The organism is Candidatus Campylobacter infans, from assembly GCF_013416015.1.
GTDB classification, from domain to species: Bacteria; Campylobacterota; Campylobacteria; order Campylobacterales; family Campylobacteraceae; genus Campylobacter; species Campylobacter infans.
Genome location: NZ_CP049075.1, coordinates 311,591 through 325,682, shown reverse-complemented (window position 1 = coordinate 325,682; position 14,092 = coordinate 311,591). Strand labels below are relative to the sequence as shown.

17 protein-coding genes are annotated in these 14,092 nt (G+C 37.8%); 5 read left to right on the top strand and 12 right to left on the bottom strand.

All coding sequences use genetic code 11. The annotated features are described in order from the left end of the window. Positions 1 to 8: 8 nt before the first annotated feature. Positions 9 to 533 carry a YceI family protein gene (locus CINF_RS01725; RefSeq protein WP_178697095.1) on the bottom strand — a complete coding sequence of 175 codons (525 nt, stop codon included), beginning with the start codon at positions 531 to 533 and terminating at the stop codon, positions 9 to 11. 70 nt (positions 534 to 603) lie between these two features. Beyond that, a complete protein-coding gene (gene recO / locus CINF_RS01720) occupies positions 604 to 1,218 on the bottom strand; it encodes a recombination protein RecO (RefSeq protein ID WP_179975517.1) in 615 nt (204 codons plus the stop codon). Positions 1,219 to 1,334: 116 nt separating this feature from the next. On the opposite strand from recO, the gene nspC reads away from it, so the two are divergent. Next, positions 1,335 to 2,492, top strand: a complete 1,158-nt coding sequence (gene nspC, locus CINF_RS01715; RefSeq protein WP_179975516.1) for a carboxynorspermidine decarboxylase — start codon at positions 1,335 to 1,337, stop codon at positions 2,490 to 2,492. A 17-nt stretch (positions 2,493 to 2,509) separates the two neighbouring features. Next, the gene (locus CINF_RS01710; RefSeq protein WP_240156141.1) at positions 2,510 to 3,070 is read left to right on the top strand and encodes a nitroreductase family protein; all 561 of its coding nucleotides are present in this window, start codon (positions 2,510 to 2,512) and stop codon (positions 3,068 to 3,070) included. Between the two features lie 324 nt (positions 3,071 to 3,394). Here CINF_RS01710 and CINF_RS01705 read toward each other — a convergent pair whose 3' ends face one another. The 6 genes from CINF_RS01705 to panB form a co-directional block, all read right to left on the bottom strand. After that, positions 3,395 to 4,828: a nicotinate phosphoribosyltransferase gene (locus tag CINF_RS01705; RefSeq protein WP_179975515.1), complete on the bottom strand. Its 1,434-nt coding sequence runs from the start codon at positions 4,826 to 4,828 to the stop codon at positions 3,395 to 3,397. Positions 4,829 to 4,971: 143 nt separating this feature from the next. Beyond that, a complete protein-coding gene (locus CINF_RS01700) occupies positions 4,972 to 5,478 on the bottom strand; it encodes a SixA phosphatase family protein (RefSeq protein WP_179975514.1) in 507 nt (168 codons plus the stop codon). 17 nt (positions 5,479 to 5,495) lie between these two features. Next, on the bottom strand, positions 5,496 to 6,356 hold the full coding sequence (locus CINF_RS01695) for a ferritin-like domain-containing protein (RefSeq protein WP_179975513.1): 861 nt from the start codon (positions 6,354 to 6,356) through the stop codon (positions 5,496 to 5,498). Further along, entirely contained in the window at positions 6,343 to 6,870 is a 528-nt protein-coding gene (locus tag CINF_RS01690) for a rhomboid family intramembrane serine protease (protein ID WP_179975512.1), read from the bottom strand. Before CINF_RS01690 ends, CINF_RS01695 begins: the two co-directional genes overlap by 14 nt. Positions 6,871 to 6,896: 26 nt before the next feature. Then, a complete protein-coding gene (locus tag CINF_RS01685) occupies positions 6,897 to 7,214 on the bottom strand; it encodes a rhodanese-like domain-containing protein (protein WP_179975511.1) in 318 nt (105 codons plus the stop codon). Between the two features lie 2 nt (positions 7,215 to 7,216). Beyond that, on the bottom strand, positions 7,217 to 8,011 hold the full coding sequence (gene panB / locus CINF_RS01680; protein ID WP_179975510.1) for a 3-methyl-2-oxobutanoate hydroxymethyltransferase: 795 nt from the start codon (positions 8,009 to 8,011) through the stop codon (positions 7,217 to 7,219). Between the two features lie 118 nt (positions 8,012 to 8,129). Between panB and CINF_RS01675 the strand changes: the two genes are divergently transcribed. From CINF_RS01675 to ruvB, 3 genes are all read left to right on the top strand, one after another. Next, complete coding sequence (locus tag CINF_RS01675) at positions 8,130 to 8,561, top strand: phosphorelay protein (RefSeq protein WP_178697085.1); 432 nt, start codon at positions 8,130 to 8,132, stop codon at positions 8,559 to 8,561. An 80-nt stretch (positions 8,562 to 8,641) separates the two neighbouring features. After that, positions 8,642 to 9,979 carry a (Fe-S)-binding protein gene (locus CINF_RS01670; protein ID WP_179975509.1) on the top strand — a complete coding sequence of 446 codons (1,338 nt, stop codon included), beginning with the start codon at positions 8,642 to 8,644 and terminating at the stop codon, positions 9,977 to 9,979. 45 nt (positions 9,980 to 10,024) lie between these two features. Next, positions 10,025 to 11,032, top strand: a complete 1,008-nt coding sequence (gene ruvB / locus CINF_RS01665) for a Holliday junction branch migration DNA helicase RuvB (RefSeq protein ID WP_179975508.1) — start codon at positions 10,025 to 10,027, stop codon at positions 11,030 to 11,032. A 3-nt stretch (positions 11,033 to 11,035) separates the two neighbouring features. Here the strand turns inward: ruvB and CINF_RS01660 are convergent, their stop codons facing one another. The 4 genes from CINF_RS01660 to CINF_RS01645 are packed head-to-tail and all read right to left on the bottom strand — an operon-like array spanning position 11,036 to position 14,084. Further along, the gene (locus tag CINF_RS01660) at positions 11,036 to 11,920 is read right to left on the bottom strand and encodes an RsmB/NOP family class I SAM-dependent RNA methyltransferase (RefSeq protein ID WP_179975507.1); all 885 of its coding nucleotides are present in this window, start codon (positions 11,918 to 11,920) and stop codon (positions 11,036 to 11,038) included. Next, on the bottom strand, positions 11,910 to 12,305 hold the full coding sequence (gene ruvX, locus CINF_RS01655) for a Holliday junction resolvase RuvX (RefSeq protein ID WP_179975506.1): 396 nt from the start codon (positions 12,303 to 12,305) through the stop codon (positions 11,910 to 11,912). Before ruvX ends, CINF_RS01660 begins: the two co-directional genes overlap by 11 nt. Further along, positions 12,302 to 13,081: a DNA-processing protein DprA gene (dprA, locus tag CINF_RS01650; protein WP_178697080.1), complete on the bottom strand. Its 780-nt coding sequence runs from the start codon at positions 13,079 to 13,081 to the stop codon at positions 12,302 to 12,304. The genes ruvX and dprA overlap by 4 nt, the downstream gene beginning before the upstream one ends. Then, positions 13,065 to 14,084: a divergent polysaccharide deacetylase family protein gene (locus tag CINF_RS01645; RefSeq protein WP_179975505.1), complete on the bottom strand. Its 1,020-nt coding sequence runs from the start codon at positions 14,082 to 14,084 to the stop codon at positions 13,065 to 13,067. Before CINF_RS01645 ends, dprA begins: the two co-directional genes overlap by 17 nt. Between the last annotated feature and the right edge of the window lie 8 nt (positions 14,085 to 14,092).

The following is a 14,092-nucleotide window of genomic DNA, read 5'->3' as shown; positions in this document are numbered from 1 at the left end:
GCTTTTAATTATTTAGATTTTGCTAATAAATTTAGCTTTATTGTTAGCTCATCGCCTACCATACTATCTTGTAGATTAGATTCCCAAACCACGCCAAAATCGCTTCTTTTAATCGTGCCAGTGGCGATAATTGTCAAATCTTTGCCATTTTCTTGAATACTAGCATCAAAAACAACAGGCTTGCTAACGCCTTTAATACTTAAATCTCCGTTCATTTTGCCATTTGCAAAACTCGTCATTTTAAAGCTCATTTGCGGGAATTTTGCTTGATCAAAAATATCATTTGCTTTTAGATGATCATCGCGCTTTTGAATGCCTGTATCTACTGAGCTTATCTCCACAGAGCCATCAAGCGCGTTTAAGGCTCCATTTTCATAATCAACCGTGCCACTAAATTGCTTAAAGCTACCCTCAACCTTAGTAAGCTTTAAATGCTTAATCTCAAAACCCACTTGTGAGCTTGGATCTACCTCGTAAATGCCAGCATTTAAAAGCGTGGCCGCAACAACAACAGAGAATAAAAGTTTTCTCATTTTAAATCCTTTATGATAAAATGCGCGGCGATTATAAGTCAAAAAAGTTAAAAAAAAGTTAATAAATAAACTAAAAGCCTTCAAGCATTATATAATAAAGCTTGCTTACTATTTCATCGCTTAAATGCGCGCTAGTTTTACTAGCAAAAAGCTCACTAATATCAGCTTTTTTAAAGCTAGTGCCTTGATGGCATAATTTATGAGCGCACAAAAACCCACGCACCAAGCAAAGCTCGTCATCACAAGCCTTTGAGCATAAAAAGCAAAGCAAATCACTCCCAAGCCTTCCTTCAAATTCCAATATCCTAATATAAGCTTCAAGCACCACGCGTTTGGGATTTTGGCGATTTAATTTCTCGCAACAATCCTGGCAAATTTCAAAATAAAAGCTTTCAAGCTGGCTAGCGTCTTTTAAATGCGCATACATCAAACGCATAAAAATCTGCCAAACAGCCAAGCGTTCGCGCTCATAAAGCCATTTATAGCCAAGATGTAGCGTGCCTTTTAAATGCGGTAAAAAGCCCGCTTTTTGCGCTAATTCAAAATCAATCTTATAGCCTTGTGTAATGCTAGCGTGGCGCGCCCCATAAAAACGATAAGCCAGCACAAGCTCATTTTGAGTTAAAATACTTACTAATAAATCCTCATCTCTTACTGGCTGAGTGCGTAAAATAAAACCTTGCATAACTTGCCTTTTGCCAAAATGTAGCACAAATATTTTAAGCTATTGCTGGCAAGATTTTAGCAAGATTTTAGTTCATTTTAGATAGCATTTTGGCCAAATTTTAAAAAGTGCTAACAATGAAATTTAATCAAATTCCAACCCCTGCTTATATTTGCGAAGAAAGCAAACTAAACAACAATCTTAAAATTTTAAATGAAATTTCTATAAAAAGCGGAGCAAAGGTGCTATGCGCGCTAAAAGGCTTTGCTTTTAGTCCTGCTATGTTAAATTGCGCTAATGCCCTTGCTGGCGCAACTTGTAGCGGTTTAAATGAAGCAAAATATGCGCGAAGTTTTGGCTTTAAAAGTGTCCATACTTACTCACCAGCCTTTAAAGATAGCCAAATTGATGAAATCATCGCACTTAGCGATCATATAATATTTAATTCACTAAATCAATTACGCGCCTTTGGCAAAAAGGCTAAAAATGCCGGCGTAAGCATTGGTTTGCGCTTAAATCCGCAAAGCTCAGCTAGCCCGTGTGATGCGTATAATCCTTGCGCTAGATATTCAAGGCTTGGCGTAAGTGCTAAAATGCTACAAAATGCCACAAATGATGATTTAGATTTGCTTGATGGCTTACATTTTCACGCCTTATGCGAGCAAAACTCAAAGGCCTTAGAGCTAGTTCTTAACGCCTTTAAAGCAAATTTTAGTGCCTTAATAGAGCGCAAAAATATCAAATGGCTAAATTTTGGTGGCGGACATCACATAAGCAAACAAGGCTATGATAAAGAGCTTTTAATCTCTCTTATAAATGAATATAGTAGCGATTTTAGCGTGTATTTAGAGCCTGGCGAGGCTGTGGGCTGGCAATGCGGATATTTGCTAGCAAGCGTGCTAGATGTAGTAGATAATGAAATCCCCACATACATCATAGACGCATCAGCTCAGTGCCATATGCCAGATACTGCGCTAATGCCATATAGGCCAGCCTTGCGCGGTGAAATTTTAAATAAAAACGAGCAAAAAAACGCGCATAAATGCCGTTTTGGCGGGGCTACTTGCTTGGCTGGCGATGTAGTAGGACTTGAAGCGGGCGAGCCTGATTTTTACATTAAAGAGCCTTTAAAAATCGGCGATAAGGTGATTTTTGAAGATCAAATACATTATAGCGTGGTAAAAAACACCACCTTTAACGGGGTTTGTCTGCCTGCTCTTGTATGGTGTAAAGATAACGGCGAATACGAACTAAAACGCATATTTGATTATGAAGATTTTGCTAGAAGAAATTAAAATTTTAAGGATAAATTATGGATTTTAAAGAAGCATTAACTTTTAGGCACGCTTGTAAGGTTTTTGATGAATACAAAATCATCGAAGAAAGCGATTTTATCGATATTTTAAATGCTGGCGTGCTTGCGCCAAGCTCTATGGGCTTAGAGCCTTGGGAGTTTGAAGTAGTGCGCGATGCTCCATTGCGCGAGCAAATCCGCAAGGCTTGCTGGGATCAAATCCAAATCACAAGTGCTAGCGAACTTGTAGTAATTTATGCCAAAATCGCTGATTTACACCCAAATAGCGAGTATGTGCGCGCTAGTTTTGCTAGAAAAACAAACAAAGACGAAAACGCTAGAAAGGCGTATTTAAAGGCTTATGAAGGCTTTTTTGAGCGTTTTAAAGATGAAAGAGATATTTATGGCTGGGCAAAGGCGCAATGCTTTTTAGCAGCGCAAAATATGATGATGCAAGCAGCTATTTTGGGGATTGATACTTGCGCGATTGAAGGTTACGATGAAAAGGCCCTTAAATGCCGTTTTGGGCGTCAATACAGAGCTTATGCGCGTGGCTGTGATCTTAGCTTTTGGATTTAGGATTAAGCCAGCTTCGCCAAAAATCCGCCAAAGCCTAAGAGAAAAATTAAGATATCGCTGATTTTAGCGTTTTGGCTTGGCGCATTTTTGCTCGATTTTATTAAAATTTAGGGTTTAATTTTTAAGCTTTTATTAAAATTTGGCGTTTAATTTTGGTGTTTTTATTAAAATTTAAAGCGTAAATTTTAATATTTTTAAAATTTTATTTATGGCGCATTTTTGCGCGATTTGATTAAAATTTGGCGTTTAATCCATTTAAAAGCACGCTTTTATCGCATTTGTGCTTGCTGTTTAAATTTTAATTTAGCTTAAAATTGCCTTAGCTCAGCGCACCGCTTTTTCAAGCAAATCTTTTTTGAGCCTTTGTAAATTTGCCGACAAGCGCAACTCGTAGTTTTTTGGGCTTTTTAGACTCTTTATGCCCTCATCAAACCTTTCTAACTGCGCCCTAGCATAATCCCTAGTTTGCAAAAGGCTTGGGGCTTCATACACAAGCTGCCCTTTTGCAAAGATAGGCACGAGCAGTTCGCTACATTTTTGCCCTTTGCGGGTTGCACCTACTTCCTGACAAGGCTTTTGCTGTAAATTTGCGCTGTTTTTGCCACAATTTGGGCTTTCATCAGCTAAATAAAGCTCATCATAAACTGCCTTGCCCTGCTCGTCAAAAAAGCGGTAAAGCCTTTTGTGATGGGGGTTTGAGATTTTGTCCGCGCTTTCGCTGATTTTGATTTTAGGCACTAGCACGCCGTTTTCCTCCACAGCGACAAGTTTATACACGCAGCCTAGCACGGGTGAGCTTTTAGCGGTGATTAGGCGTTCGCCAACGCCGAAAATATCGATTTTTGCGCCATCTTGCAAAAGCCTTGCTATCTCAAACTCGTCCAAAGCCCCGCTAGCGATGATTTGACAATGCTTTAAGCCCGCTTTGTCAAGCTCGTTTCTAGCGTATTTTGACAGCTCACACAGGTTGCCAGAGTCAAGCCTAATGCCGAATTTTTCGATACCACGCGGCACAAGCACTTCTTTAAAAGCCTTTATAGCGTTTGCCACGCCGCGTTTTGCGTTGTAGGTATCCACGAGCAAAACGGCGTTGTGCGGGTAAATTTCGCAATACCGCTTAAAGGCGCAAAACTCATCATCAAACATTTGCACCCACGAGTGCGCCATAGTTCCGCTTGAATTTATGCCATAAATTTTGTCCGCCAAAGCGCACGCCGAACCCGCCACACCGCCGATAAATGCGGCTCTTGCGCCTTTAAGTGCCGCGTCAATGCCCTGCGCCCTGCGTGAGCCAAACTCCAAAATAGGCTTGTTTTGCGCTGCAAACGCCACTCGCGCGGCTTTGGTAGCGATAAGGCTTTGATGATTTAAAGAGAGCAAAACAAAGGTTTCAAGCAGTTGCGCCTCGCTTGCCTTTGCGCGAACGCTCAAAATAGGCTCATTTGCGAAGATAATCTCGCCCTCACGCACCGCCCAAATGTCGCCTGTGAATTTAAAATGTTTAAGAAAGCTCAAAAACGCCTCGTCAAAAAGCCCTTTTGAGCGAAAAAATTCAATATCGCTTTCATCAAAATGCAAATTTTTCACAAAGTCGATGATTTGTTCCAAACCCGCCGCGATGACGAACCCGCCGCCATCTGGCATTTGACGAAAAAAGACATCAAAATGACAGATTTTGTCGCCAAAACCGCTTTTTAGGTAGCCGCAACTCATCGTAAATTCGTAAAAATCGCAGAGCAAGGATAGATTGCGTTTCATCGTTTCTCTTATTATGAAAATTAAATGGGCGCTATTTTATTAAATTTTAAGTAGTTTTAGTAAAAATTTAGCCAAATTTAATGCTAAATTTTAATACATACAAAATTTTAAATCAAAGCAAACAAAAATAGTGCGGATTAAACTTAAAATTTATTTAAGATTGCTTTAAAAATTTTTGGGCGTTCAAAAAACATTATTTTTGCGCTATTTGGCTTGATTTTAGAAAATTTTTTAAGCTTAAATTTAAGTGCGTATATCCCACAAGTTGGCAAAGGCTCTAAGCTAAGCCCGCTCAAATACTCGCAAAGCTCGCTTAGTTCATCATTGTGGCCTACGATAAAAACGCTTTTATATTTATCTTTAATCGCATAAATTTCATTCATATAAGCATCAATTTCGCAAGAATACAGCTTTTTGGTATATTTTATAGTGCCTTTGTATTCTAAATAGCGCGCGATTATTTTAGCTGTTTTGCTGGTGCGTTTGGCTGATGAAGAGATGATTAAATCGGGCTTGTGGTTAAGATTTTTTAATTTTAAAGCCATGGCTTTGGCATCGTTTTTGCCACGCTTGGTTAAAGGGCGCACGAAATCTGGCGTAATGCCGTCTTTTAGGCTTTTTGCGTGGCGGATTAGATAAAGTTTTTTCATTTTTTGTCCTTAAAATGTTAAGTTTGCGCGCTGTTTTGCTTGGATTGTTGCCCTAAGGCTTTGATATTTGCTAGCTCTGCGCTACTAAAACCACATTGTAGGCGCGAAGATTCATCTATCCTGCGCGAATTATTAAAGGCTTTTGGATAGTAGCTAAGCACGATATCTAGCCATTTTGCAGGATTTATGCCATCTTTTATACAAGCGTATTTAAACCATTTATCGCCTTTTATTACATGAGTAATTTCTTCGCTTGCGATACGCTCTAAAATAGGCTTTAATTCATCATTTGCGCTCATTTTTTCTCTTAAATTTAAATTAGAATCTAGCCCGTTTGCTTCCATATGACGCGGTAAAATCGCCATTTTATCAAGTAAAGAATGCCTAGTGCGCTTTGTGGCTACAAATAAACCATTATGCACGGGTAAATCGCCGTATTTTAGCCCGTATTTTTCTAGCATAGCACAAAGCCAGCCAAAATGGCGCATTTCATCATCTGCTACTTCAAGCCAGTTTGCATAATACTCTCTTGGCAGCCCCGCAAAAGCGCACGCGCTATCAAGTGCAATGTCAATTGCGCTGTATTCAATATGCGCGATTGAATGAAGTAAAAGTGCTTTTTTATCGGCTTTTATTCTTGGTAAATCTTGCAAGCTATAAACCTCGCAAAACCCAGCATAGCTTGGCTTTGTTAGCTCATTTTGGTTGAGTTTATTTTGAAATTTTTTGATATTTTCTGTGCTGGTGGTATTTAAAAAGCTGATATATTCATCAAAATCGCCATTTTTAAAAGCTTGATAGAGTTCATTAAATATTTCTTGCTTGCGTTTAAAATTTCCCTCATTTTCACAAAGCCATATTAAATTAAAAAACTCCATATCTTTTCCTTAAAAATCCAGCACCAAAACCCACGCCAAAGCCGAATAAATGGGCATACCACGCCACATTTGCCCCAAGCAAAAGCGGAGCAAAACTCATAAGCATTAAAGCAATAAACAAACCCTTAGCACTAGCTCTATCATAAAATGCCAAAAAGCCTAAAAGCACGGATATTGCGCCACTTGCGCCAACCATATTTACATCATTAAAAAACAAATAACTAAGACTTAATAAACTAGTAAAAACCCCACCAAATATATATAAAAGGCAAAATCTAAGCGCGCCAATGCCACGCTCAATCAAAGCACCAAATTGAAAAAGCACCGCCATATTCATAAGCAAATGCACCAAAGAGCCATGCAAAAACATCGTGCTAAGCACTTGCCACCACGCGCCATTAAAAAACAAAGCATTTAAGCCAAAAATTAGCGAAAATTCCGGCGCATAAAACACATAATAATGCAAAAAATAAATTATAAAATTTATGCCAATTAGCGTGTAAGTAGCTGGCATTTTAATCCTTTATTAGCTTAAAAGCCTTAGCCATCGTATTTTATTAATTTAGCACCAAGTCTAGTGTAATTATAAATCCCGCCTGGCACATCTGATACATCTTTAAAGCCATTCGCCCTTAATAAATCAACAGCCGCGCGCGATCTTATGCCAGAGTGGCAAATAAGCACGATTTTGTCATCTTTTGAGAAATTTTGTGCTACTTTCATTACAAAAAGCGGATTTATCTTGCCACTAGCCATTTCATAAGTAATTAGCTTAGAGCCTTCTATAATGCCTGTTTCATGCCATTCGCTTGCTAGGCGAATGTCGATTATTTGTGAGTTTGGGACATTTATTTGCATTGTTATCCTTGAAATTTATATTCGTGTTGGCTTGATGGGAACTCTCCGCTACGCACCTGTTTTGCGTATTCATTTACACTTTGGCGCACTAAATCTGCCCCATTTAAAAATTGCTTTACAAATTTTGGTTTAAAATTTTCAAAAAAGCCTAGCATATCGCTCCACACAAGCACTTGCCCATCGGTGTTTGCGCCTGATCCTATGCCAATTACTGGCAGATTTGAGTTTTGCGTGATTTGAGTGGCTACTTGGGCGATAGTTCCTTCAACCAAAAGCATTTTTGCACCAGCATCTTCTAGGATTTTTGCATCATCGAGCAAGGCTTGTGCGTTATTGATACCTTGAACCTTAAAACCGCCCATTTGCCGTGAATACTGAGGTTTTAGCCCTATATGGCTCATTACGCTAATGCCTGCGTTATTTAAGGCTGTAATTATTGGCGCAAACTCTGCTCCACCTTCGATTTTAATGGCATCACAACCAGTTTTTTGATAAACCTTAATAGCATTTTTAAGCGCCAAATCCACACTCACACAACTCCCAAAAGGCATATCAACCACCAAATAAGCGTGTTTTACCGCCTTTTTTACAGCACAAGCGTGATAAATCATAGCTTCAAGGCTTAAACTAATCGTTTCGTCATTACCGCCAAAGCTCATATTTAAGCTATCGCCGACTAAAATCATATCCACAATATCATCAAAAAGCCTAGCAAAAAGCGCATCATAAGCTGTTAGCATTACGATTTTTTCATTAGCTTTTTTGGCAAATAAAGTATTTATCGTTATTTTATCCATTTTTGACCTTGAAATTTTTGCGAAAGTATAGCAAGCTAAGATGAAATTTTCTTTTATTTTGTTAGCTTTTATCAAAAATTTGCTAAAATGCGCCTTTAAATTTTTGCAAGGATAAAAAATGGGTATTTTAGAACAGCTTGAAATAGATTATGACCTTGATATTATAAATGAATTTATGACCCATTTTAATGTAATGACCACAGCCTTAGAGCCATTAATAATCGGCTTAAATAATGAACAAAATTTCCCTATGAATCTCCAAGAACTTTTTAGAATTTTCTCAAATGTCCATTCGGCCGCGAAATTTTTAAAATTAGATGATGTAGAGCGTGTAACTAGGCTTTGTATGAGCATTATAGGCGATACTATGGAAGAACACGGCGATCACAATATCGCAAGCACGGAGCTAATTGATTGGCTTTTATTAATTGCTGATCAGCTAAATGGCTATCAAAAAGACCTAGAATACGACAACGAAGCCTTTCGCCCGCTTAATCCACAAATAATAAAAATCCCCCAACACCTAGTAATAGACGCCACAACAAAATAATTTTTTGCCTTGTGATGCGCCTTAAAACTTAGTAAAAACGAATAATTTATGCTAAAATTGCCCAAAAATTTGGATTTAAAATGCAAAATTTATCAAAATTTAATTTTTCAGCCATTAGCGATGCTTGCGTAAAATGCGGTAAATGCAAACCAACTTGTACTATTTTTGGCATTAGTGGCGATGAAGCACTAAGCCCGCGCGGATTTTTGGATTTAATCGGGGCGTATAAAAATGGCGAGCTAAGCCTTGATAAAAACGCCAAGCGCATATTTGAGAGCTGTTTTTTATGCACAAATTGCGTTGATGTTTGCCCTAGCTCGCTAGCTACTGATGAAATGATAGAAAATATTCGCTTTGATTTAGCCCAAAAATACGGCATTACCTGGTATAAAAAAGTCTTTTTTTATTTGCTTAGGCATAGAAAGGTTATGGATTTTGTCGCTAAAATGGGTTATGTTTTTCAAAGCTGTGGCTTTAAGCTTGAAAATGCTCTGCCAAACCTTGAAAATGAGGCAAAAAATTCTAATCTTTTAAATACAAATTTTAAATTAAATAATAAAAATCCAAATATGCGCCCAAGATTTTCTTTGCCGATGATAAAAAAAGAGCGTTTATTGCCAAGTGCGAGCAAAAAAAGCTTTTTAAACTCTCATAGCGAGTTTATAGATAATGGCTCAAATCGCAGTGTGGGGATTTTTATTGGTTGTATGGCAAACTACGCTTATACCGCTATCGGCGATGGATTATTAAAAATTTTAAAAAAATTAAATATAAATGCGCATTTGATGAAAGAGCAAGCATGTTGTGGCGCGCCTGCTTATTTTACGGGCGATTTTGCCACGACTAAATATAATGCTAAAAAAAACATAGAATATTTTGAGAAAATTTTACAAAGCTGTGAGGCTATAATCATAGCTGAGGGCACTTGCTCGGCGATGATTAAGGTTGATTATGTAAGGTTATTTGAAGATGATGAGCTTTGGCAAAATAGAGCCAAAAATGTAGTAAAAAAAATATATTTAGCTAGTGAGTATTTTGTAAAATTTACAGACCTAGCAAGCATTTTAGAAAAAAATAAAAGCTTGCTAAGCATCACCTACCACGATCCTTGCCACGCAAGAAAAATGCAAGGGGTTTTTAAAGAACCGCGCGTGCTTTTAAATGCCGCATTTAAGGTAGTTGAAACAGGCGATAATGTAAGTTGTTGTGGTTTTGGCGGAGTAACGATGCAAAGCCAAAATTATCATTTAAGCAAGCAAGTTGGCTTAAAACGCGCAAACACGCTAATAAACACAGGCGCAAATATCGTAAGCACCGAATGCTCAGCGTGTAAAATGCAATTAAACAATTCTTTAAATGTGGCAAACTCTAAACTAAGATGCCAAAACTGGGTAGAGCTAGTAGCCGAGCTTTTATAGCAAATTTTAAACTTGAAATTTTAAGCCGTTTTAAAAAGAGAATGAATGGATAGAATAGTTGAAATTCAAAAACTAAACCTTGAAGACAATGCCGAACAAAGCTTGCGACCGCTTAGTTTTGATGAATATATCGGGCAAGAAAAAATTAAAAGCAATTTAGCCATTAGCCTACAAGCTGCTAAAAAGCGCGCAGAATGCCTAGATCACACGCTTTTTTATGGGCCGCCAGGACTTGGCAAAACGACCCTAGCGCATATAATCGCGCATTCAATGGGCGCAAATATCAAAGTAAGTGCTGCGCCGATGATTGAAAAATCAGGCGATTTAGCAGCTATTTTAACAAACCTTGAAGAAGGCGATGTGCTTTTTATAGATGAAATTCACCGCCTAAGTCCTGCGATTGAAGAAATTTTATACTCAGCAATGGAGGATTTTCGCCTTGATATAATAATTGGTCAAGGCCCAGCAGCACAAACAATAAAAGTAGATATAGCGCATTTTACGCTAGTTGGAGCTACTACGCGCGCAGGTAATATCAGCGCGCCACTTAGGGATCGCTTTGGGCTTGCTTTTAGGTTGCAATTTTACACAAATGATGAACTTGCCAAAATCATAAGCGCTGCTGCTATTAAATTAAATAAAATTTGCGATGATGAAGCAGGGCTTGAAATAGCCAAACGAAGTCGCGGTACGCCACGCATCGCACTTAGATTGCTTCGGCGCATTCGCGATTATGCCGATGTGGCAGGCGAAAATCACATAAATAAAAAGCGCGCACAAAGCTCACTAAAAGCATTAGGGGTGAGCGATTTAGGGCTTGATGAGATGGATTTAAGATATTTGGCTTTGCTTGCAAATAGCGGCGGCAAAGCACTTGGGCTAGGCACGATAGCAGCTGCGCTTAGCGAAGATGAGCATACGATTGAAGATGTTTTAGAGCCGTTTTTGCTAAGTAATGGCTATATTCAGCGCACAGCAAAGGGGCGAGTTTTAAGCGCTAAGGGCTATGAAATTTGTGGCATAAGAGGTGAAAATCCGCTTTTTGATTTTTAAAATTTAGGCTAATTTTTTAATGCGCGTTATAAAAAATCCATCGTAAATTTCATTTGGCAAAATTAGCGCGCCAAAGTCATTTTGCCTTGCGTTTTGTGGTAAAAAATCAAGCTTTAAAATTTGTATTTTAAATTTTGAATTAAGCGCGTTTTGGATTACTTGCTCGTTTTCTTGGGGATAAAAAGTACAAGTGCTATAAACTAGCTCGCCACCGCATTTAAGCGCGCATAGTCCTGCATTTAAAAGCTCTTTTTGCAATTTAGATAGAGCCTTTATTTCTTTAATGGATTTTTCTTTAAAATTTTCACTAAAATGCGAATAAGACGAGCAAGGCGCATCTAAAATAATGCGAGTAAAACGCTCTTTACAAGTGCGCGATATGCTTCTTGCGTCTTTATTAAAGGTTTTGATATTTGTTAGGGAATATTTTAAAAGATTTTTTTTAAGGCTAAAAAATCTATCTTTGTTAGCTTCAATACAAGCAAATTTTAATGCGTTTTTTTCATAATTTTTAAAATTTAAAGCAAACAAAGCACAAAGCGCGATGCTTTTGCCGCCAGGACTTGCGCACATATCGCATATTTCATCATCTAAGCTCGCATTTAGATTTAGCGCGCTTAAATATGAGCTTGGATTTTGTATGTAAATTAGCCCTTCATTAAAAGAGCTTGACGCGCTTAAAATAGGTTTTTTTGTGCCATCGCAAAGATAAAAATTTGGCAAAATTTCTTTTAAATTTAGCTCTTTAAACTCAGTAAAAATCCGCTCTTTTTGCTCTAAACCTAGCGCACTTATGAAAAAGCCTACCTGTTTTTGGCTAAAAAAACTTTGCCAAACTTCATTAAAATTTGCGCCTAAAATACTTGCTAAATCGTCTTTAAAGCTCATTTGCGCCCTCTACATACCGCCTTAATATCTCACAAGCTGCAAGGCTGTCTAAATGCCCATTTTTATGGCTTTTGATGGCTTTTTCTTGTGTTTTGTGGCTAGCTTGAACGCTAGAAAAACTCTCATCAACAAAAATAATTTCTATCTTAGTATCTAAAAGATTCATAAAATGCTTTATGCGCCTAGTCATTTCATCTTGGCAAGAGCCATCTTTTGGGATTCCTACTATCACTTTGCTTACATTTTTTTCTTTTAGCATTGCATCTAAATCCCTAGCTGCTTGCTTGCGGTTTTGGCGCATTAAAGGTGTGCTTGGTAAAATCACGCCATTTACACAAATAGCCACGCCTATGCGCTTTAAGCCAATATCAAGCCCAACTATCATAACGCCCTTACAAAAGCGCCATCTATTGCGATTTTGCCCTCTACTTCGTATTCAAAAATTTTATCCCCAAAACGCGCATAAGAAGCATTAAAGCTAGGATTTTGTTTAATAAATTCTAATAATTCATCTTTATTTTGCTCTTTATTAACGGGGAAATCCGTAGATGAAAATTTGCTCACAAACTCGTCTATATCAGCAATTAAGCTCATTTGCCCTTTGCTTATTAAAAGATTAGTCCCATCGCTCTCGCCCATTCTTTGCCCAAATCCATAAAGCCCAATGCCAGCATTTTTAGCATACATCGCACTACTCATTGAGCCAGATTTTATATCAGCTTGGGCTACTACGACAGCATCGCTAAGCCCTACTACAATGCGATTTCTTTGTAAGAAAAACGCGCTGTGGGCTTTTTGGCTTGGCTCGTATTCGCTAAGAGCTAGGCAACGCGTGTAAATTTCATTTATCATTTTGGCGTTTTGCTTTGGATAAATTTCATCTAAACCATTGCCAAATACAGCTATTGTGAGCGGATAAGCGCCTTGATGGGCGTAAATATCAGCGCCGATAGCTGCTCCGCTTACCACACAAACGCCAGCATTTTTTAAAGCACTAGCTAGGCTAAGGATTAAATTTTGTGTGTATTTTGAGCAAGCGCGCGAGCCTACAATGGCTACTTTTGGACGCTCTAAAAGCGATAAATCGCCCTTAAAATATAGCTTTTTTGGCGGATTTTTAATGCGCTTTAAGCAAGGCGGAATATTAGTTATAAAGTCCATAAATTTCATCCAAATATACAATTTCAATATCTTTTAATATATTATCTTGTGCTTTTTTTAAGGCCTTAAAAGTAGCTGGGTATGGATGGCAAATCGCTATGGCGTGGCCTTCTTTTTTGGCTATTTTGATGGCTAGTTGTAATTGGCGTAAAATGCTTTTTTCGTTTTGTTCGTTATCTAAAAAGACATCGCGATAAACATAGCTTAGCCCTAATTCTTGACTTGCTTTTGGCACGGCTGAGTTTGGGGTTGTCTTGCTATCTACAAATTTTATGCCTTGTGCTTTTAGTTCTTTTAATAAAATTTTAGTGGCTTTGTAATTTTGAGTAAAGGCTGAGCCGGTGTGATTGTTGATGTATTGTAGGTTTTTAAATTGTTTTTTAATTTCTGTGATTTTCTTTTTAATTTGTGCGGGCGTGGCGTTTTGGCTTAGCGCGCCTGTGGTGTCTTTGTAGTTATAAGCAGCTAGCGGCAAATGAACCATATAGGTTTTAAACTCATCAGCTAAAAGATTTGTGTGCTCTCTGGATTTAAAGGGCGGAAAAATCGATGGGGTAATTTTTATTTTTAGGGATTTTATTTCATCAACTTGCGATTTTAGTGAAATATCGTCCATTATAATGGCTAATTTTGCGCTTTTGGCCTTGATTTTTGTATTGATTTGTAAATTTTGTGTTTGGGTTTTTGCTTGTTGGCTTAGTTTTTCTAGGGCCTCATCTAATCTAGTATCGCGCACTAAATTTTGAGTGCTTTGATTGGTTTTTTGAATATTTTCTTTGGTGATATTGCTTTTTGCTATTATGGGAGCTTGCTTGGATGAAGTTTTATTACTTAGCATATAATAGACTATACCAAGCCAAAGCACAGCCATTAGCACAAAAATAACAAAAGAAATCACAGCAGATGTTTTTGTAAAATTTCTAGCTGGTTTTGTTTGTTTTTTAATGGTTTTTTTAGCCACAGGCTTTTTTTTGGCTGTGGCTATTTTTGATGATTTTTTCAAAATTTTAA

Bases quoted from the DNA above. Each gene is read 5' to 3' on its own strand.
- CINF_RS01710 (WP_240156141.1), top strand. From the start codon at position 2,510: ATGGATTTTAAAGAAGCATTAACTTTTAGGCACGCTTGTAAGGTTTTT.
- ruvB (WP_179975508.1), top strand. From the start codon at position 10,025: ATGGATAGAATAGTTGAAATTCAAAAACTAAACCTTGAAGACAATGCC.
- CINF_RS01695 (WP_179975513.1), bottom strand. From the start codon at position 6,356: ATGGAGTTTTTTAATTTAATATGGCTTTGTGAAAATGAGGGAAATTTT.
- CINF_RS01705 (WP_179975515.1), bottom strand. From the start codon at position 4,828: ATGAAACGCAATCTATCCTTGCTCTGCGATTTTTACGAATTTACGATG.
- CINF_RS01670 (WP_179975509.1), top strand. From the start codon at position 8,642: ATGCAAAATTTATCAAAATTTAATTTTTCAGCCATTAGCGATGCTTGC.
- CINF_RS01660 (WP_179975507.1), bottom strand. From the start codon at position 11,920: ATGAGCTTTAAAGACGATTTAGCAAGTATTTTAGGCGCAAATTTTAAT.
- CINF_RS01700 (WP_179975514.1), bottom strand. From the start codon at position 5,478: ATGAAAAAACTTTATCTAATCCGCCACGCAAAAAGCCTAAAAGACGGC.
- CINF_RS01725 (WP_178697095.1), bottom strand. From the start codon at position 533: ATGAGAAAACTTTTATTCTCTGTTGTTGTTGCGGCCACGCTTTTAAAT.
- recO (WP_179975517.1), bottom strand. From the start codon at position 1,218: ATGCAAGGTTTTATTTTACGCACTCAGCCAGTAAGAGATGAGGATTTA.
- ruvX (WP_179975506.1), bottom strand. From the start codon at position 12,305: ATGATAGTTGGGCTTGATATTGGCTTAAAGCGCATAGGCGTGGCTATT.
- CINF_RS01685 (WP_179975511.1), bottom strand. From the start codon at position 7,214: ATGCAAATAAATGTCCCAAACTCACAAATAATCGACATTCGCCTAGCA.
- CINF_RS01675 (WP_178697085.1), top strand. From the start codon at position 8,130: ATGGGTATTTTAGAACAGCTTGAAATAGATTATGACCTTGATATTATA.
- dprA (WP_178697080.1), bottom strand. From the start codon at position 13,081: ATGGACTTTATAACTAATATTCCGCCTTGCTTAAAGCGCATTAAAAAT.
- CINF_RS01690 (WP_179975512.1), bottom strand. From the start codon at position 6,870: ATGCCAGCTACTTACACGCTAATTGGCATAAATTTTATAATTTATTTT.
- nspC (WP_179975516.1), top strand. From the start codon at position 1,335: ATGAAATTTAATCAAATTCCAACCCCTGCTTATATTTGCGAAGAAAGC.
- panB (WP_179975510.1), bottom strand. From the start codon at position 8,011: ATGGATAAAATAACGATAAATACTTTATTTGCCAAAAAAGCTAATGAA.